13 protein-coding genes are annotated in these 16,588 nt (G+C 45.4%); 8 read left to right on the top strand and 5 right to left on the bottom strand.

All coding sequences use genetic code 11. From position 1 onward, the window contains the following. The 4 genes from H6S82_RS32950 to H6S82_RS03055 form a co-directional block, all read left to right on the top strand. The coding region (locus H6S82_RS32950) for a hypothetical protein (protein ID WP_206756846.1) at window positions 1–197 on the top strand (197 nt) is incomplete at its 5' end. 252 nt (window positions 198–449) lie between these two features. Then, the gene (locus tag H6S82_RS03065; RefSeq protein WP_190464415.1) at window positions 450–1,487 is read left to right on the top strand and encodes a methyltransferase; all 1,038 of its coding nucleotides are present in this window, start codon (window positions 450–452) and stop codon (window positions 1,485–1,487) included. A gap of 70 nt (window positions 1,488–1,557) precedes the next feature. Next, on the top strand, window positions 1,558–2,592 hold the full coding sequence (locus H6S82_RS03060) for a methyltransferase (protein ID WP_190464414.1): 1,035 nt from the start codon (window positions 1,558–1,560) through the stop codon (window positions 2,590–2,592). Window positions 2,593–2,785: 193 nt separating this feature from the next. Then, window positions 2,786–4,120: a condensation domain-containing protein gene (locus H6S82_RS03055; protein WP_190464413.1), complete on the top strand. Its 1,335-nt coding sequence runs from the start codon at window positions 2,786–2,788 to the stop codon at window positions 4,118–4,120. A 39-nt stretch (window positions 4,121–4,159) separates the two neighbouring features. On the opposite strand, the gene H6S82_RS03050 is transcribed toward H6S82_RS03055, so the two are convergent. Further along, window positions 4,160–5,179: a hypothetical protein gene (locus H6S82_RS03050; RefSeq protein ID WP_190464412.1), complete on the bottom strand. Its 1,020-nt coding sequence runs from the start codon at window positions 5,177–5,179 to the stop codon at window positions 4,160–4,162. A 48-nt stretch (window positions 5,180–5,227) separates the two neighbouring features. After that, window positions 5,228–6,652 (bottom strand): pyridoxal-dependent decarboxylase, encoded by a 1,425-nt coding sequence (locus H6S82_RS03045; RefSeq protein ID WP_190464411.1) that lies wholly within the window; start codon window positions 6,650–6,652, stop codon window positions 5,228–5,230. A 378-nt stretch (window positions 6,653–7,030) separates the two neighbouring features. Here H6S82_RS03045 and H6S82_RS03040 point away from each other — a divergent pair, with 378 nt between their 5' ends. After that, entirely contained in the window at window positions 7,031–7,246 is a 216-nt protein-coding gene (locus tag H6S82_RS03040) for a hypothetical protein (protein WP_190464410.1), read from the top strand. A 423-nt stretch (window positions 7,247–7,669) separates the two neighbouring features. Beyond that, on the top strand, window positions 7,670–10,165 hold the full coding sequence (locus tag H6S82_RS33860; protein ID WP_277926382.1) for a tyrosinase family protein: 2,496 nt from the start codon (window positions 7,670–7,672) through the stop codon (window positions 10,163–10,165). Here the strand turns inward: H6S82_RS33860 and H6S82_RS03030 are convergent. Further along, window positions 10,162–10,314, bottom strand: a complete 153-nt coding sequence (locus tag H6S82_RS03030) for a hypothetical protein (protein ID WP_190464409.1) — start codon at window positions 10,312–10,314, stop codon at window positions 10,162–10,164. The two genes, H6S82_RS33860 and H6S82_RS03030, sit on opposite strands and share 4 nt — an antisense overlap. A 468-nt stretch (window positions 10,315–10,782) precedes the next feature. Here H6S82_RS03030 and H6S82_RS03025 point away from each other — a divergent pair, with 468 nt between their 5' ends. Next, complete coding sequence (locus H6S82_RS03025) at window positions 10,783–11,205, top strand: BlaI/MecI/CopY family transcriptional regulator (protein WP_190464407.1); 423 nt, start codon at window positions 10,783–10,785, stop codon at window positions 11,203–11,205. Then, window positions 11,205–12,047, top strand: a complete 843-nt coding sequence (locus tag H6S82_RS03020) for a M56 family metallopeptidase (protein ID WP_190464406.1) — start codon at window positions 11,205–11,207, stop codon at window positions 12,045–12,047. Before H6S82_RS03025 ends, H6S82_RS03020 begins: the two co-directional genes overlap by 1 nt. Here H6S82_RS03020 and H6S82_RS03015 read toward each other — a convergent pair. Together H6S82_RS03015 and H6S82_RS03010 are read right to left on the bottom strand one after the other, a co-directional pair. After that, entirely contained in the window at window positions 12,028–13,641 is a 1,614-nt protein-coding gene (locus tag H6S82_RS03015) for a hybrid sensor histidine kinase/response regulator (protein ID WP_199315250.1), read from the bottom strand. The two genes, H6S82_RS03020 and H6S82_RS03015, sit on opposite strands and share 20 nt — an antisense overlap. Next, the coding region (locus tag H6S82_RS03010; protein ID WP_206756845.1) for a PAS domain S-box protein at window positions 13,632–16,588 on the bottom strand (2,957 nt) is incomplete at its 5' end. The genes H6S82_RS03010 and H6S82_RS03015, both read right to left, overlap by 10 nt.

Genomic DNA, 16,588 nt, shown 5'->3' with positions numbered 1-16,588 from the left:
TACTCGATGCTGTTGTTCCTCCCGGCGATGAATATAGTTGGATCAAATGGGTCGATTTGGAAGAGATGACCCTGAGCTATGGAGGGCCGCGCACAGAGTCAGAATTTACAAAAGTATTTCAAGCGGGAGGATTTACACTGTCGCGCATATTGACAATGGATACTCCTTGTAGCGTAATGGAGCTGATTCCTGCCTAATCGGGAACTTGTAAAAGTTAATCGGAAAGGGAAAGGGAGAGGGAGGAGGGAGTGGGGGAGCGGGAGAACCATATAACGGGAATAAATTCTTAATTTTGAATTTTGAATTTTGAATTTGGACTTTCGCTATAACCGCCGGAAAGCTAACTTTATTATAGTAACTTATTGGCAGACAAATACTACAAAAACTACCTACATTTTTGAGCAAAAATTTGGTATTGTAATTGCAGATATTCAATAGCATCCATAACTATGAGTGAAACCCAAAACCTTCAAGATACTTCAGCAATGACAGCTTTTGTAGAGCTTGCTAGCGGACTGTGGATCAATCAAGCGCTCAGTGTTGCTGCCAGACTGGGTGTGGCTGACTTTCTCAAAGATGGAGCCAAAACTACTGACGAACTTGCACAAGCTACCGAAACTTATGCGCCCTCGCTGTACCGATTGCTGCGCTCTCTCGCCAGTGTCGGTGTCTTTACTGAAGTTGAACCGCGCCGATTTGCGCTCACTCCTATGGGTGAATATCTGCGTGAGGATAATCCCTTTTCCTTACGCTATCAAGCAATCATGCACTGTAGCGATTGTAACTGGCCTGTGAAGGGTGAGATGTACCAAACTATCAAAGATGGTACTCCCGCAATCAAAGCAGTTTTCCAAGTAGATAATTACTTCGAGTACATGGAGCAGCATCCCGAAGAGGGTGAGCTTTTTGGTAAGGCAGTAGTGGGAATTTTGAGAAACTTTTGCTTACCATTGCTGAAAGAATACGACTTTTCTGGCTTCACTAAAGTTGTGGGTCAAGCTGGGCCCGAAACTGTATCGATTCCTTGGATACTGAACAATAACCCGCAAATGCAAGGCGTTCTTTTTGGCCCGCCGCCGCTTGTCGCGGATGCAGCTGGCTACGCACAGAGCGAGGGTGTAGGGGAGCGATGCGAAACTATTGAGGGAGACCCTCTGGATGTTTTCCCCAGCGGCGGTGACCTCTACAGCGTCTCTTACACTCTGATTGAAACGCCGGATGAAAGCTGTGTGAAGATGTTGCAAAATATCCGCCGAGCGATGAAGGATAACGGTAAAGTAATAGTTGTGGATTCATTGATTCTTCCGGGCGAGCAATACATTTGGAACAAATGGTTAGATGTGGAAGAAATGACGTTAGGAATCGGCAAAGTACGTACCGAAGAAGAATTCAAACTACTCTTTGAAGCGGCTGATTTTAAATTGACTCGCATCATCACTAAAGAAGGGGAAACTCCTGCGGTGCTGATGGAATTAGTTCCCGTATAAAAGTAAGAAAGTGGTTGGCTGCTTTGGTTAGTTGTTTTGTGGTTCTTTTGACAATTTAACAGTAATAAAAATGACAACAATTCTAGATCCGCGCACTAAATCACCGCTAATTGCTTTTCTGGAACTTAATAGTAGATACTGGGTTAACCATGCACTCAATGCTGCTGCTAAGTTGGGTATTGCTGATGTGATGAGCTATGAAGCTAAGAGTGTTGATGAAATCGCGCAAGCTTCCCAAACGCACGCTTCCTCGCTGTACCGATTGCTTCGCACTTTGGCTAGTGTGGGTGTGTTTGCGGAAGTTGAACCCCATCGCTTTGCACTTACCCCGATGGCGGAATATCTCCGGAGCGACAATCCCCAATCTCTACGCCATCAGTTGATGATGCACTGCGCTCAGTGGCATTTGCAATTCACGAAAGAATTGATCAATTCTATTAAAGACGGCCAACCTGCGGTAACCCACGCTTATCAGATTAACACTTTGTATGAATACTTCGATCGCGATGGGGAAGCGGGAGAATTGTTCAATCAAGCAATGGTCGGTCTGACGCGGAACTTTCACATCCCATTAGTGAAAGCTTATGATTTCTCTGGGTACAGTAAGGTAGTAGATTTAGCTGGCGGTCAAGGAGCTTTGATTTCAGAAATTCTCAAAGCCAATCCGCACTTGCAAGGTGTTTTGTTCGATTTACCGCAAGCTGTGGATCAAGCCGCAGATTTCCTCGCCGAACAGGGAGTAGCCGATCGCTGCGAGCGAGTAGGTGGAGATATGTTTAAATCTATACCTACAGGTGCAGATCTGTACACGATTTCTTACAGTATTATCGATTGCAGCGATGAAAGTGCGATCGCGCTTCTGAGTAGCATTCGCCAGGGAATGGCTGACAATGCTAAGTTACTGGTAATCGATTCGATCGCACCCACAGGAGATGAATATCACTGGGTCAAATGGTTAGATTTAGATGTGCTATCTATTGGCAAAGGTGGCGCACGCACCGAGTCAGAATTTAGGGAACTCTTCCGCAAAGGAGGTTTTGAATTAGTGCGGATTATCAATGCAGGAACTCCCGTTAGCGCGATGGAATTAATTCCGATCGGCTAACAGGTAACAGCTCTTTGATATTGAATGTTGATGATAGTTTGTAGTTGGCAATTCGAGACTTGTTAAACGAACTGTGAACTACGAACTATGCTTCAATACCTATGCGTATCGCTGAGTCCTAAAATCTGCAAAAAAGAGGGCTAAGATTTTTGTACAGTTCAAAGGCTTTTCGATCGGTGCGGAGGCTAAAAATATGGAACTTATCCAGGGAGATCGTAATTCTGTATATCGGCTTCTGGGAGCGGAAGAACAGATGCTTTGGTTAGGCGACATAGCTCACCCAATGCACTTTGCTATGACAGCACAAATCGAAGGAAAATTTAGCATTGAGCAATTGAAGCAAGCACTTGCACTGGTGCAACAGCAACATCCATTACTGCGAGTGCGTATTGCGCTTGATGAAGCAGGACAACCCTGTTTTGTAGAAGCAGATACCAGTATTCCAGTTCGAGTTGTACAGCGACAGGGAGAGCAACATTGGCAACGAGAAGTCGAACGAGAACTCTCCATACCCTTTGTGTTTTGGGAAGCTCCTCTAGTGCGCGTAGTATTGCTGCACTCAACGGATGTTTCGGAATTGATTTTAACTTGCTATCACCCGATATCAGATGGGATGTCCGCCGCCTACTTGATTCGAGATATTTTACAGGCGATCGCCATACCTGAAACTAACACAAATTCTTTGCCATTACCTGCTTCACTGGAAGACTTGGTTCCACGCAGAACTGACGAAAATCGTCTTCCTTTACAGCCGACAGCCAATACCCGGATTAGGAAGCAAGCAGAATTAACTCAACGCTCACAACTCCACACTCAAAATTCTGATTTCCGTGATTGCTTATACTCCGGTTCGCTTTCAAAAGAAACAACGACTCTACTTATTTCCCGTTGTCGCCATGAGCAAACAACTGTTCATGGTGCTATTTGTGCGGCTTTCCTGCTAGCACTCATACGCCAAAACAGTTCCGCACAACCGCAAATTCTCAAATGTTTTTCAGCCATTAACATTCGGCGATACCTAATACCTCCAGTTGGAGAAGATGTCGGTCTGTACGTTTCCGCAGAATTGACTTCCCACACATTAACCGCCGATGCGCGGCTGTGGGATGTTGCGAGGTCTTTGAAACAGCAACTCAATCGGGGAATGGCATCTGACACCATCTTTCGGGGAATACCTCAAGTTGAGGTATGGATGTCTGAAAATCCCAGTCCCAGTCAAGTGCTGGAAGGAATGTTAGAAGAGTATGGCTGCGATCTGCTGGTGGCTAATTTGGGGCGCTTAACCTTGGCTCAAAAGTTCGGCGATCTGGAGCTGCAAGCAATCTATGGCCCCGCGACGATAACGGGTATGGAAAAGAAAGCGATGTTGGCAGTTGCTACTTTGGGAGATCGGCTATTTTTTGTTTTGGTTTGTCCGGATTCCCTCACCACATTAGGAACGGCTGAAAATCTTAAGAAAGATGCGATCCAGCTACTTAATGCGGCGATCGAAACGCAGGGGGAGGGCCTCGATCGCACCCTCCCATAATTCACTTTTGTTTCCGGAATCGTGTTTTATCGAAAATCGCTACAAAGACGATCGCACTGGATCGACGATCGATAGTTCTGCGCTGGATGTGGAAGATAAGCCAAAATCCTGCAAACCGAAGGCTCTCATCAGTAAGTCTACCAGGGTTTTAAAGCCGAGTTCGACATATTGCTTGTCGTCCAAGGGTAACAAATCTTCACCTATCTTGATGTCGGTTTTTGCCTGTAACAAACGCAGGCGATTGATTTCAAATCTAGCCAGGGTTTCGGTTGCTTTGAGTTTGGGTAATAGCAGGCTACCATGTTCGCTTCCGCCAAAGCGATCGCAAACTGCTTTATGGGAAGTTGCCAGCACCTTGTAGCTAGAGATAAACTCTTCGTGTTGATGTTTTAGCTGCTCTGGTAAAGAGCCAAAGTAAGGATGAAGTCTCTTCCATATAGTTATCAAAAAATTGTGGTCGAGCATCATAATGCCGCTGAGTTCTTGACCCATTTTCGGACGCACCTGAGATCGGAAAACTTCGCCGCCAATCCTTCCAGCCATCTCCATTGCCGCACCGGAACTTAGCATCAAGGTTGAGGCTGTTTCTAGTTCAATTGCAGCTGCGTTTAAGTTGTTGGCCAAAAGATGAGATTCAAAGCGCAAAAAGCAGATAATTAAACCTTGAATTAAAGAAATGAAAGACCAGTGCGTAGTCAGCCAATATTCGTTGCCGTCAGACAGGAGAAGGTCTAAAGAAGCAGTTGCTTCCTGAAAAGCCTTTTTCGATATCAAAATACTGGCGAGCAGAATTTGGCACTGCGCGTCATCTTCGGAATGAACGCGCTTGATGCGGAAGTAATCATCGCAAACTTGCTCATCTGGATTGCCGCTAGGGCGAATGTCTTCGGTTCTTAAGTTTGTCAGTAAAGAATCGATCGCCTCTTGAATGTGGGCTTTTGATGGAGAAGGCTGGGCAATGATGCCGAGAAAATCGCTGACTTTATATAAGAACGACTCGCTTAATTTGTAGCTGGCTGACAGCTTTTCTGGGGCTAACAAATAAAAGTTATCAGTCATATTCTGACAGTTTCCTTACTGTAGGTAATTTACTGGAGATTGAGGAAATTAAACTGTGACTGCTAACGACTCGGCTACTTCGCAAATTAATTGCCAAGCTAGCTCAACGTTAGCTTTATCTGTTTTGGCTTGTGCGATCGCCATTCGTAAAATTAATTTCCCGTCGAGCTTGGTGCCGGTGAAGTAGACTTTTCCGGAAGCATTGATGGTATCGAGGATGGTCTGATTTGCCTTGTCGTCGCCTTTATACCGAAAACATACTAAGTTGAGGGGGGGATTCACAAATAGCTCAAAACTAGGGTGAGATTTTACCCATTCAGCAAATTCTTGTGCCAAAGCGACGTGCTTGCGGACGTAGTGTTGCAAACCTTCCACGCCGTAATGTCGAATCACAAACCAAAGTTTGAGACTTCTAAAACGGCGTCCGAGAGGAATTTGCCAATCTCGATAGTCGATGACTTTACCGGATTCGGTAGCTTGATTTTTCAGGTATTCGGGTACGATCGAGAGTGCCTGAGTCAGCTTTGTTCTATCCTTTACCCAGAAGCAGGTGCAGTCAAAGTTAGTCAACATCCACTTATGGGGGTTAAAGCAATAGCTATCGGCAAACTCCATACCTTGATGAATCCACCGGAATTCGGGACATAAGGCGGCTGTACCGCACATTGCGGCGTCAACGTGAAGCCAGATATTGTATTTTTGCGCGATCGCTCCCAATGCCGCCAGAGGATCGATCGCGTTCGACGATGTTGTCCCTACGGTAGCTGCCAAATAGCAGGGAATTAACCCAGCTTTGAGATCCGCTGCGATGCACTGTTCCAGCACATCCGGTTTCATGGCATAGTTGCGATCGACTTCGATAAAGCGGACGTTTTCTCGGCGCAAGCCGGCAATTTTGATGCCTTTTTCGATTGATGAGTGCGCCTGAGTGGAAATGTAGGCCACTAATTTGTTAATATCTGCGTTGGCTTGTTCTCTGGCTGCTACCAAAGCTGCCAAACAAGCGCTGCTGGCTGTATCGTGAATTACTCCTCCGCCAGTACCGGAGGATTTAAACTGTTCCGGTAGCCCTAGCATATCCACCAGCCAGTCTAGTACGTGGGTTTCTAATTCAGTACAGGCAGGTGAAGTGATCCACAACATTCCTTGGATTGCTACTCCACCACTGATTAGATCTCCTAAAATTGCAGGCCCAGAAATGGCACCTGGGAAGAAGGCGAAGAAGTTGGGCGATTGCCAATTTGTTAATCCCGGCACGATAATGCGATCGAGGTCTTGCAAAATTTCCTCGAACGATTCTCCTGTTTGCGGTGCATTTTCTGGTAACTTCGCTCTTATATCTCCCGGTTCGACTTGAGAAAGAACGGGCAGGTTCTCGATGTTTTCCCAGTATTTAACTATCCAGTCGATCGTTTTATATCCCCATTGACGAAATTCTTCTGGAGACATATGGTAATCTTGCTCTGGTGTCATTTTTAAGCCCCTAATCTGGTAGATAATTGATATTAATGTTACTGCCAGGTATGCACACTTTTTTAGTGTGGCCTGCTTTGCAGATTTTAATTTTTATTAGTATTACCGAGTCATATATTTTTATGTGGTATTTTTGTGTATAAACCCAGCATACAACAGGTCGTTTATGTTTATTCGCAGCGAGTTTGTAGTAAAAGTAGGATATAATGATTTGTATTATTGATGGGATATTCTAAATTAATAAATTTTGTTAATGTATTTACCAGTCTAGTAAACTGGGTATAATGTTAATTTCTGCGCTCGCTCGGCTTAAATATAAGTTAATGAAGAATGTTTAAGAAGTGCCTGTTAAGAACAATTCCCATCCATAGGCGAAAAGTGGAAAACTTATACTTGCAGCGTCGAAAATTAGGCGTTTCCTTTGTTTGTGCTGGCAGACGCTGCTTTTGGGAACAGGTGATTGTGTGCGGGCGATCGCGTTGCAGGGGTAAATTGTCGGTGAAGTTTGAAGATTTGTCACAAAATCTGAAATTTCCTACGAGTGGGAATTCTAAATTAGCGGTAGCACTTACCCGCTCGATGTGTCGCGGGTAAGATTATTGAACTAAAAAGTAGGAAAAGTAGGAAAAGTAGGAAAAGTAGCTTTTATTAAGCTTGTCTAAGGACTGGCTTGATTTTTATTCAGGTTTTGATAAACTGCAATAGTTATTGCCTTCTTTTGTTCAAGCCTACCCTGGAAGCAAAAAACAAACATCCAACTAAAGTAAAGGTAATAACCTCAAATCAAGGTTAAGGTTTCTGTGTGAAAAGGGTAATGTTATAGCTGTACCACGCAAAAAAATCACTCATATTCTTTTTATGTTTGTCGGAACTGGGTGGTGGTAGGATAACAAAACCAAAAATAAATTAATTCAGAACCTGTTAATCGAGCCCTATAAAAGCCTATACAACTGTTGTAATTCACACAGTTGAAGGTGATACTTTTGCCGTAAATTTACAAAGGAAAAGCCGAATATCATGGATGAAAACCTAAACGAAACAGATCCGATGGATATGACGATGGACATGGGAGGCTCCATGTCGAATATGTCCGAAGAAACAATGCAAATTCAGACATCCAGCTCAAGCCCAGTGGCGCAGGCAGATGGAGAGGGATTTCGGCAATACGACGAGCTGATCGCGGCACTGAGTACGCCTGATAAAAAAGAACGGAAAAGCGTTCTAGACCTCACTCAAGACGAGAAAAACGCTTACACTAGCGCCGTTGTAAGGTTGAGCAACACACCAGTTGCAGGCACGGACATCAGCGTTCTGGATTTCTTTGTGATGCTCCATGTGGAGATCATGGCCTTTGCCAGAATGCCCAGAATGGAAGGCATGGATATGGGCGAAGGGCCCTTGGCTGAAGCGGGCATTAACGCAGCGCACTTCGCCCCCGCCTTCGCATCTTGGCACCGGGAACTGCTGGCGCGGTATGAAAAAGCGTTGCAGCAAGTTTCGGGAAATCCCAACCTTACCGTACCTTATTGGGATTTCACCGATCCGAGAACGCTGGATGTGTTGTTCTCTCCCAATTTTCTCGGCGGTAACGGCGCAGGTGAAAACATCACCTACACGCCTACTCCCGACCAAAACTTGTTCCCAAATTTACCGGCAACTGTTACTCTCGTCGGCGGCCCACTGAAGGATGGGCCGTTTACCAAGGCAAACGGCTACTCGCTCGACCCCAGAATCCACACTTCTTTGGAAGATAGCGCCAGTCGGGGTGACGAGGTGAGAAGGTATCTCTACAACGAGCCTTGGGGGAAAAATATCATCCCCAAAGAAGACGTGGAAGGTTTGATGGCGCTGGACGATCCGAGTTTATTCATCAGCGCCCTGGAAGGAGACATCAGAGCCAGAGTGGTTGGAGATGGTAGCATTAAAATTGACTACCCCTACACTAACGGCGATAGCTTTCGTTTCTTCACCCACAACTACATCCACGATTTCATCGGCGGTACCGGTCTGACAGCCGATCCGGGCTATATAGTGGAAGGAACGATGAATCTTTCTTCCTCACCCTACGATCCGGTCTTCTGGATGCTCCATGCCAATATCGATCGTCTGTGGACGGAATGGCAGGCAGACGGACATAACGGCCCTGATTTCCACTCTACCTACAACCCAATCACTCCGGGTACACCCCTACCCTACGGCCAAAATCTCGATGATTTGTTCTGGCCGTGGGATAATCGCGAGAATACGCCCCGTTATATCTTGGCTGAGACAGATAAAAACGGCAATCCATTGGAGCGCCTGGACATTAACGGCATCCTTAATAGTGTTTACGGAAACGAAGTTGTCCGCCTCAGAGATCCGATCGATCTGTCGTCCGGTCGTTTCGACTACACCTACACTTCCGTAGCTACAAGGGTAAATCCAGCAAACAGCATAACCGCTGAAATGCTGCTAAACCCGGTTTATTACCTCAAATCAAACGCTGACTTAGCGGCTGCCGTTAACAGCGGTACTCTGAGCAGTACCTTGGCCCACTTCAGCCAAAAAGGTTATGCCGAAGGACGCAACCCCAGTGCGATATTTGACAAGTACGTTGCAGACAACCCGGATGTGGCAGCGGGCATTGCTAAGGGTCAATACAAAAGCGGTTTTGACCACTTCATCAAGCGGGGGATGATAGAGGGTCGGGGACTTGCCCGACAAATGGCTGGGTTGGACTCACTGTATAAATTCCTCAACCCAGATGTCGCCCAAGCTGTTAAAGCAGGACTGTTGAGTAGTGGCATAGAACATTTATTCCGCTTCGGTTTGGCAGAAAATCGCAACCCCTTCCCAATCTACAATGCGATCGCGGAAAACTTTGATTATGCCTACTACGAAGCTAAAAACACAGATGTAGCCACAGCAGTTGTACAAGGCAAATTCAGCAGTTCCCTGCAACATTTTATTGAATCTGGGATGTTTGAAGGACGCGACCCCAGTCGTCTGTTCAGCAACAAAGCTTACGGAGTCAACAATCCGGACGTAGCTAATGCCGTCGGACAAGGTGCGTTTGACAGTGCTTTTGAACACTTTTTACTCTTCGGTGAGTCGGAGGGAAGACCCACTTCCGCAGGCACGGCAGTCAGCTATAAAAAGGGTGGAACGAAAACCGGTACTGCTGGCGATGATGTTCTTCTGGGTAGCTTTGGCAATGATATGCTTGTTGGCGGTGCTGGGGACGATCTGCTCGACGGTTGTGATGGCAATGATACCCTCACTGGCGGTGCAGGTATGGACAGGTTTTTGCTGTCAAGCGGAATGGGTATGAAGACGATCTCTGACTTTACGGTCGGTCAAGACACCCTACAATTACCTACAGGCATAACGTTTGGCAATTTGTCTCTCTACCTGGTAACTGGTAGTTCTGCACAAAATACCATGATTACCAATACTACGACTGGTGAAATGTTGGCAACTCTTAATGGTGTAGCGCCTACTTCTATCACCGCCAGTTCCTTCGTTACAGTTTAAGTTCTATCGGATCGCAGGCCGATCGCATCTAAATCGCATCTAAATTTATCCTTGACGAAATAGCCTAAATATGTAGTCAAACCAAACTGGAGAGCTACGATTTGATAAGGCGATCGACAAGCGATGAAGTCTGTCCGATTTTTTGTCAATAAACCTCGGTATTTGTGAATTACTGCCGTTTAATTTGATTAAACGGGGCTGATTGACACTGTGGCGTACAATCCCATCGGCTCAACCCACACTTGCAAAGCAGGTAGTGGGTTTTTATTTTGGATTATTTGTTCGCTTGATGTATTTAGACAGATGGGCAGTTCGCGATGTTTCTTCACAATTAAAAAAGGCCGATCGCCATAAAAATTTAGGCTCTCTAAAGGGGGAAAAGTAGTTTTTATCATCCTAATTGGCGAGCTATTGACAAATGCCTCATTCCTATGTATCCCGACTTTAGTAAGCTGGGTAGAAGTGCAGTTATTCAATGCTGATATTATGAGTAATGATAAGTAAATTACCTGGCTTAAATCAAAAGACAAACTGTAAAACTTCGCTCCACAGACCGAACCAGAAAAGATAAAAATACCTTCACATAAAGAGTAAACGTAGCGGTAAGATAAAATACTATGGCATCTCTACCAAACTACCGTCCCAAACAACTTTCCCTTGGCCCGTTGGAAACAGAGATCTTAAACATTGTTTGGGAACTCGGTGAAGCGACGGTCAAAGACGTACACGATCGCATTCTGGCAGACCCAGACCGAGAATTAGCTTATGCTTCAGTGACGACAGTGCTGCGTCGCCTCACCAATAAAGGTTGGCTGAGTTACGAGAAGAGAGGGCGTACCTTTTTTTGGCAACCGATGCTAACTCGCGGTGAGGCTCAAGTCATCAAGGCGCACGATCGATTGCAGCAATTTCTGGCAGTGGGAAACCCTGACGTAGTAGCGGCTTTCGCTGATAGCCTGGATTCTGCTAGCATAGAGCAATTAAATGCCATCGCCCAACGTATTGCTGAAGCACGCCTTGCCAGAGAGGAGGGGAAGTAATGCACTTATTTATGATGCTGGCTGTTGCGATCTTGGCATGGTTTTTTAGGTTGGGTCGCATAGAGCCAATGGGGAATTGGAGCGATCGCTATTCGCGAGTGCTGTTATTATTTTTATTTCCGCCTTTGTTACTCCTGACGACAGCTGTTTCTGTGGTTTGTATGGGCCCAGAGGGAGAAATGGTGGATATTGGCACTGGATGGTTAAGCTACTTACTGGCGAGCGGCTTTTTAGGTTGGGTTGTCTTAAAGTGGCTGAAGGCAGCAATTAAAGGATGGCTGACTGTAAGAAAAGTTCGCAGCTATCCGCAACTGAAAGTGGAGGGAAAAATTTGCCGCCTTCTCGATACGCCCATTCCCTATTGTGCCCAAATCGGTTTTTGGCAGCCAGAATTAGTTGTCAGCCAAGGATTGTTGGAAAAGCTCGATCGCGCTCATCTAGAAGCAGTATTGGCCCACGAGAAAGCGCATTGCTATTACCGGGATACGTTCGGGTTTTTCTGGCTGGGGTGGATGGGATCGATCGCTCCCTGGTTGCCGAATACAGAGAGCTTGTGGCAGGAATTATTGGTATTGCGGGAACTTCGGGCTGACAGTTGGGCTGCACAACTTGTAGATCCCCTGCTGTTAGCTGAATCTTTGTTACAAGTAGTAAGCTATCCCGCGATGGAGTCGGATAGTTTATGCGCTACTTTCAGTTCGGCTGTGCGTAAAAATCGCTTGCAACAAAGGATTGATGCCCTGCTAGGAGAACCGGTGTCGCCGCGTCAGTTAAGCTGGTGGTCTTGGGTTTTGTTACTGACTGCATTCTTACCTTTAATAGCTATACCTTTTCATAGTTGAAAGGAAGTTGCACAATAAAGGAAACTTGCCTGTTACTGCTCTCAACCCGAATCGAACCGTTGAGATAATCAACCAATTTTTTAACTAACGCCAACCCTAAACCAGTGCCGCTTTGCTTCCAACGGTCTTCACTGGGAATGCGATAGAACTTGTCAAAAACGCGAGGCAATTCATGGGCAGGAATTTCCACTCCCGAATTAGTTACCGACAATTGTAGAATTTCTTTTTTGGCTGTATCTTCGCTAGCAGGGAGAGCGCAGGCATTAACCGCGATATATTCACCTGGAGGTGTATATTTGCAGGCATTGTTGATTAATTCTCTGACAATGCGCGTCAAACTGGAAGAGTCGGAAATCAACGAAGGTAAGTCAGGAGAAATATTTACTTCCAATGTTTGTTGGTTGCTTTGCAGACATATTTCAAAAGCATCCGCTACATGAGGAATCAATTCTTGCAAATTAATTTCTGTCGGTGTTAAAGTATAAGCATCTGCGTTGAGACGCTGCAAATCCAGCAAGTCGTTGACCAGATTTAGCTGTCGTTCGCACTGATCGCGTAAAATTTGAAAGTAGCGAACCGCCGGGGAAGGGTCTGCTGTTGGGTTAGCAAATAAATCTCCTTGTCGAGCGAGTACAACTTCCAGCATTTCGATCGCCATTTTGATATTCGATAGAGGAGTTCGCAATTCGTGGGATACCGTACTCAGAAATTCGTCTTTGCTGTCATTGAGCCGCTGAAGTTCTGCCATTTGTTTTTCCAGCAGTTTGGCTCGTTCTAAGGCGCGGTTGCGTTCTTCTGCTTGTCTCCGTTCCGTGATGTCCCGAAACACCAGAACGCAGCCTACAACTTCTCCTTTTTGATTTTTCAGAGGAGCGGCGCTGTCATCAATTGGCATTTCTGTGCCGTTTTTGGAAATGAGTAAGGTATCTGGTGCCAGATAAAAAAGAGACCCGCTTTTAAGTACTTCTTTTACAGGATTTTCAATTGCCGATCGCGTCTTTTCGTGAACAATATTAAATACTTTTGTTAAATCTTCATCAATTGCTTCGTGTTGTTTCCAACCTGTCATCGATTCTCCTCTGGGATTGAGGAATTTTACGCAATATTTAGTATCTACAACAATCACTCCATCGCCGATACTTCTAAAAATAGTCTGCAACCATTCTTCTCTTTCTTTTAACTGCTTCTCTAGTTGATATCGCCGCAGAGCGGTTTCGATCGCTACATACAATTCTCTCTCTTCAAAGGGCTTGATCAAGTAGCCAAACGGCGCTGTTTGTTTGGCTCGTTCTAAAGTACTTTTATCCGAGTGACCGGTCGTATAGATAACTGGAATTTGGAAAAGCTCCCAAATTTGCTCGGCGGCTTGAATTCCATCCATATCCCCTTTAAGCCGGATATCCATCAGCACCAAATCGGGATGTGTTTCTGCTACTTTTTTGAGTGCTTTTTCGCCGGTGTCCGCAATGGCAATGACATTGTAGCCCAAATCTTCCAAGCAATCTTGCATATCCTGGGCAATAATTCCTTCATCTTCTACGATGAGAATGCGAATACTTGTTATACTGGTAATATTTCGCATATTTAAAGACACGATCCTTTCCCTCCCGCAAAAGCAATCCTGAACTGGGTGCCATTGCTAGTGTCAATATCTATCGTACCGTCCAACTGGCTGACCAATCTTTTAACTAATTTTAGTCCCAACGATGTTGCTGTTTCAATGTCAAAATCTGCTGGTAACCCAATCCCATTATCTTTGAATATCAGCACGTTGTTTTTATTTTCTTCAACATAAAATTCGACTTCAATTTTTCCTTGAGCATTGCCAGGAAAAGCGTATTTGAGAGAGTTGGAAATCAATTCGTTGAGGATTAACCCACAAGGGATAGCAGTGTCAATATCCAGAAAAAATTGATTAATTTTGCTCTCAATAACGATATTTCCGCTCACTCCATAGGAACTAAACAAGCTAGCTGCCAAGCTTTGAACGTACTCTTCCAAGTCGATTTCCGATAAGTCTTGGGAGCGATACAGCTTTTCATGGACTAAAGCCATAGATTTGATGCGATCTTGGCTATCCTTCAAGATCGCAGCAATTCGATCGTCAGAAGTTCGTCGCGCTTGCATCCTTAGCAAACTGTAAATAATCTGCATATTATTTTTAACGCGATGGTGAATTTCCCGCAGCAACACCTCCTTTTCTATCAGGGAAGCTTTAATTAGTTCCTCTGCCTGTTTGCGATCGCTAATATCCCGACCTTCGGCAATTAACATGATTACTTTACCCCTTTCATCTTTGACAGGCTTAATGGAAAAGTCAATCGTTGCAAGTGTATTTCCAGCACCTTGCAAATTTACTTCGTAACGGACAAACTCACCCATAGCAGCGCGAGCGATCGCATTTTTCAATTCATTTTGAGTTGCTGCTGAAATTGCCCACCATTGGGCTTCCCAATACGGACGCCCCACCACATCCGATCGTTGCAATCCGCCAAAGTCCAAAGCGCTTTGATTTACTTCCAAAAGGATACCATCTGGTGATAGCAAACCCACAAACTGAAATGTGAGATTAAATATCGCATGAAATCGCTGTTCGCTTGCACGCAGAGCATCTTCTGCTTGCTTGCGATCGGTAATATCTCGTCCTACAGATTGGAACTCGACAAAGTTGCCGCGATCGTCAAATATGATGCGATTGATCCACTGCGTCCAGCGAACTTCACCAGCAACGATGACTCGATTCTCAATTGTGACAACTGGGTTTTGCGCGTTCAGCGTGCTGAGCAGTCGATCGATCTTTTCGCGGTCTTCTTCAAAAATGACAGGTGCGTAGCTTTTGCCAATCAGCTCCTCCCTTTTTTTGCCAAAAAAGCGGCAGTAAGCTTCATTGATATAGGAGAGCGTACCATCAGGCTGGAAGCGAGAAATTAATTCGGTCTGATCTTCCAGGATACCCCGATAGCGTTCTTCGCTTTGCCGCAGAGCCGCTTCTGCTATTTTGCGATCGGTAATGTCTTTAATTTGAGCGATAAAGTAGAGGGGTTCGCCTTCTGTATTCCGTACTATCGAGCCGCTCAACAAAATCCAAACAATATGACCTTGTTTGTGAAAGTACCGCTTCTCCATTTGGTAGAAGCGAATTTCACCAGTTAACAGTTTTTGCATATAGTTGAGGTCAATTTCCAGATCCTCTGGATGGGTAATTGCTTGAAAGGTCGTAGCCAGCAATTCTAGTTCGGAATAACCGGTGATTTCGCACAAGGAACGATTCACTTTCAGCCAGTTGCCATCGAGCCCTACTAGCGCCATACCGATGGCAGCATAGTCAAATGCGCTGCGAAAGCGTTCCTCACTTTCGCGCCGTATTTCCTCTGCTTGTTTGCTCTCAGTAATGTCGCGCAAAAATGCGGTGCAAATTATTTCGCCATTTATTTTCAGTGTGGAAATAGAAGCTTCGGCGGGAAATTCCGTACCATCTTTGCGACGACCGAAAATTTCGCGGCTGGCTGCCATACGCCGCGTTTTGCTAGCAAATTCACCGAAGTTGCTGACGTGCTGACGGTGAGCGATCGCAAAGCGATCTGGCAACAACAAATCGAGAGATTGCCCCAATATTTCATCAGCTGTGTAACCAAAAATCTTTTCTGCCCCTTGGTTAAATAGAGTGATGCGTCGATCGCCATCAACGGAAATAATCGCATCGCTGGCAATTTCCAAAATGCCTGCAAATCGAGCCTGAGAAGCTCGCAGTGCCTGTTCGGCTTGGTCGCGGTGATGGTCGGTACAGTTGAGCTTGTAGGCATTCCAACCGATCGCACTGACAAAGGCGATCGTATCTAAAATGCTCTCTAAGGCTTTTGCCATTTCAAAAGAGTAAAAACTTTGCTGGTAGCCTAAATTACATAAGCCTTTCACGAAAATCGGCACCACAAGCGCCACAAACAACAGCCGTCGCGCCATGATGCTACCCACACCATCACCGCTGAGCAACTTCATTATTCCTCTATCGGGACGGGCGCACAGAATGCCACTTGTCAGTAACAGCAAAGCGATCGGCGTGTGGATTGCCATACCCGTGTAAATTCCGGCTGTGTAAAAATATATGCTCCCGTATACGTAGCTCAGCAGTCCCAAAAAGGCAATCAGCCACGCCCCTAATGCGATCCCCTGCACCATCAGAAAATTGGGGTGACGAACGTTCAACAGCAGCAAGGCAAACCCCACTAGCAGAAATGCCAGCGCCGTGTTGGGAGCTGTGCTTCCTGGAGATTCTGGCTGCTGCATTAGCAGTCGGTCAATATCGAGATTGGCGTTAAAAACAGATTGAAGCAGTGTCAGGAAAGCGATTAGGACAATAAAAAACGCCAAAATAAAAATCAAAAATTGAATTGTGGCTTGGAATTTTTTATGTTTAATTTTTAATTTCCAACGCCACAACCACAAACACGCTCCTCCCAGAATCAAACCAAAGGCAGTAGTAATTTCGATTGTGGACATCCCCGGAAAAAATTTTTTTAAATTTTCCATATTAAATGGCCATC

This window comes from Planktothrix sp. FACHB-1355, assembly GCF_014748295.1.
Lineage (GTDB): Bacteria > Cyanobacteriota > Cyanobacteriia > Cyanobacteriales > Aerosakkonemataceae > Aerosakkonema > Aerosakkonema funiforme_A.
The sequence above is the reverse complement of the archived record's forward strand: the minus strand, read 5'-3'. Positions and strand labels throughout refer to the sequence as shown.

Bases quoted from the DNA above. Each gene is read 5' to 3' on its own strand.
- H6S82_RS03065 (WP_190464415.1), top strand. From the start codon at position 450: ATGAGTGAAACCCAAAACCTTCAAGATACTTCAGCAATGACAGCTTTT.
- H6S82_RS03060 (WP_190464414.1), top strand. From the start codon at position 1,558: ATGACAACAATTCTAGATCCGCGCACTAAATCACCGCTAATTGCTTTT.
- H6S82_RS03055 (WP_190464413.1), top strand. From the start codon at position 2,786: ATGGAACTTATCCAGGGAGATCGTAATTCTGTATATCGGCTTCTGGGA.
- H6S82_RS03050 (WP_190464412.1), bottom strand. From the start codon at position 5,179: ATGACTGATAACTTTTATTTGTTAGCCCCAGAAAAGCTGTCAGCCAGC.
- H6S82_RS03045 (WP_190464411.1), bottom strand. From the start codon at position 6,652: ATGACACCAGAGCAAGATTACCATATGTCTCCAGAAGAATTTCGTCAA.
- H6S82_RS33860 (WP_277926382.1), top strand. From the start codon at position 7,670: ATGGATGAAAACCTAAACGAAACAGATCCGATGGATATGACGATGGAC.
- H6S82_RS03025 (WP_190464407.1), top strand. From the start codon at position 10,783: ATGGCATCTCTACCAAACTACCGTCCCAAACAACTTTCCCTTGGCCCG.
- H6S82_RS03020 (WP_190464406.1), top strand. From the start codon at position 11,205: ATGCACTTATTTATGATGCTGGCTGTTGCGATCTTGGCATGGTTTTTT.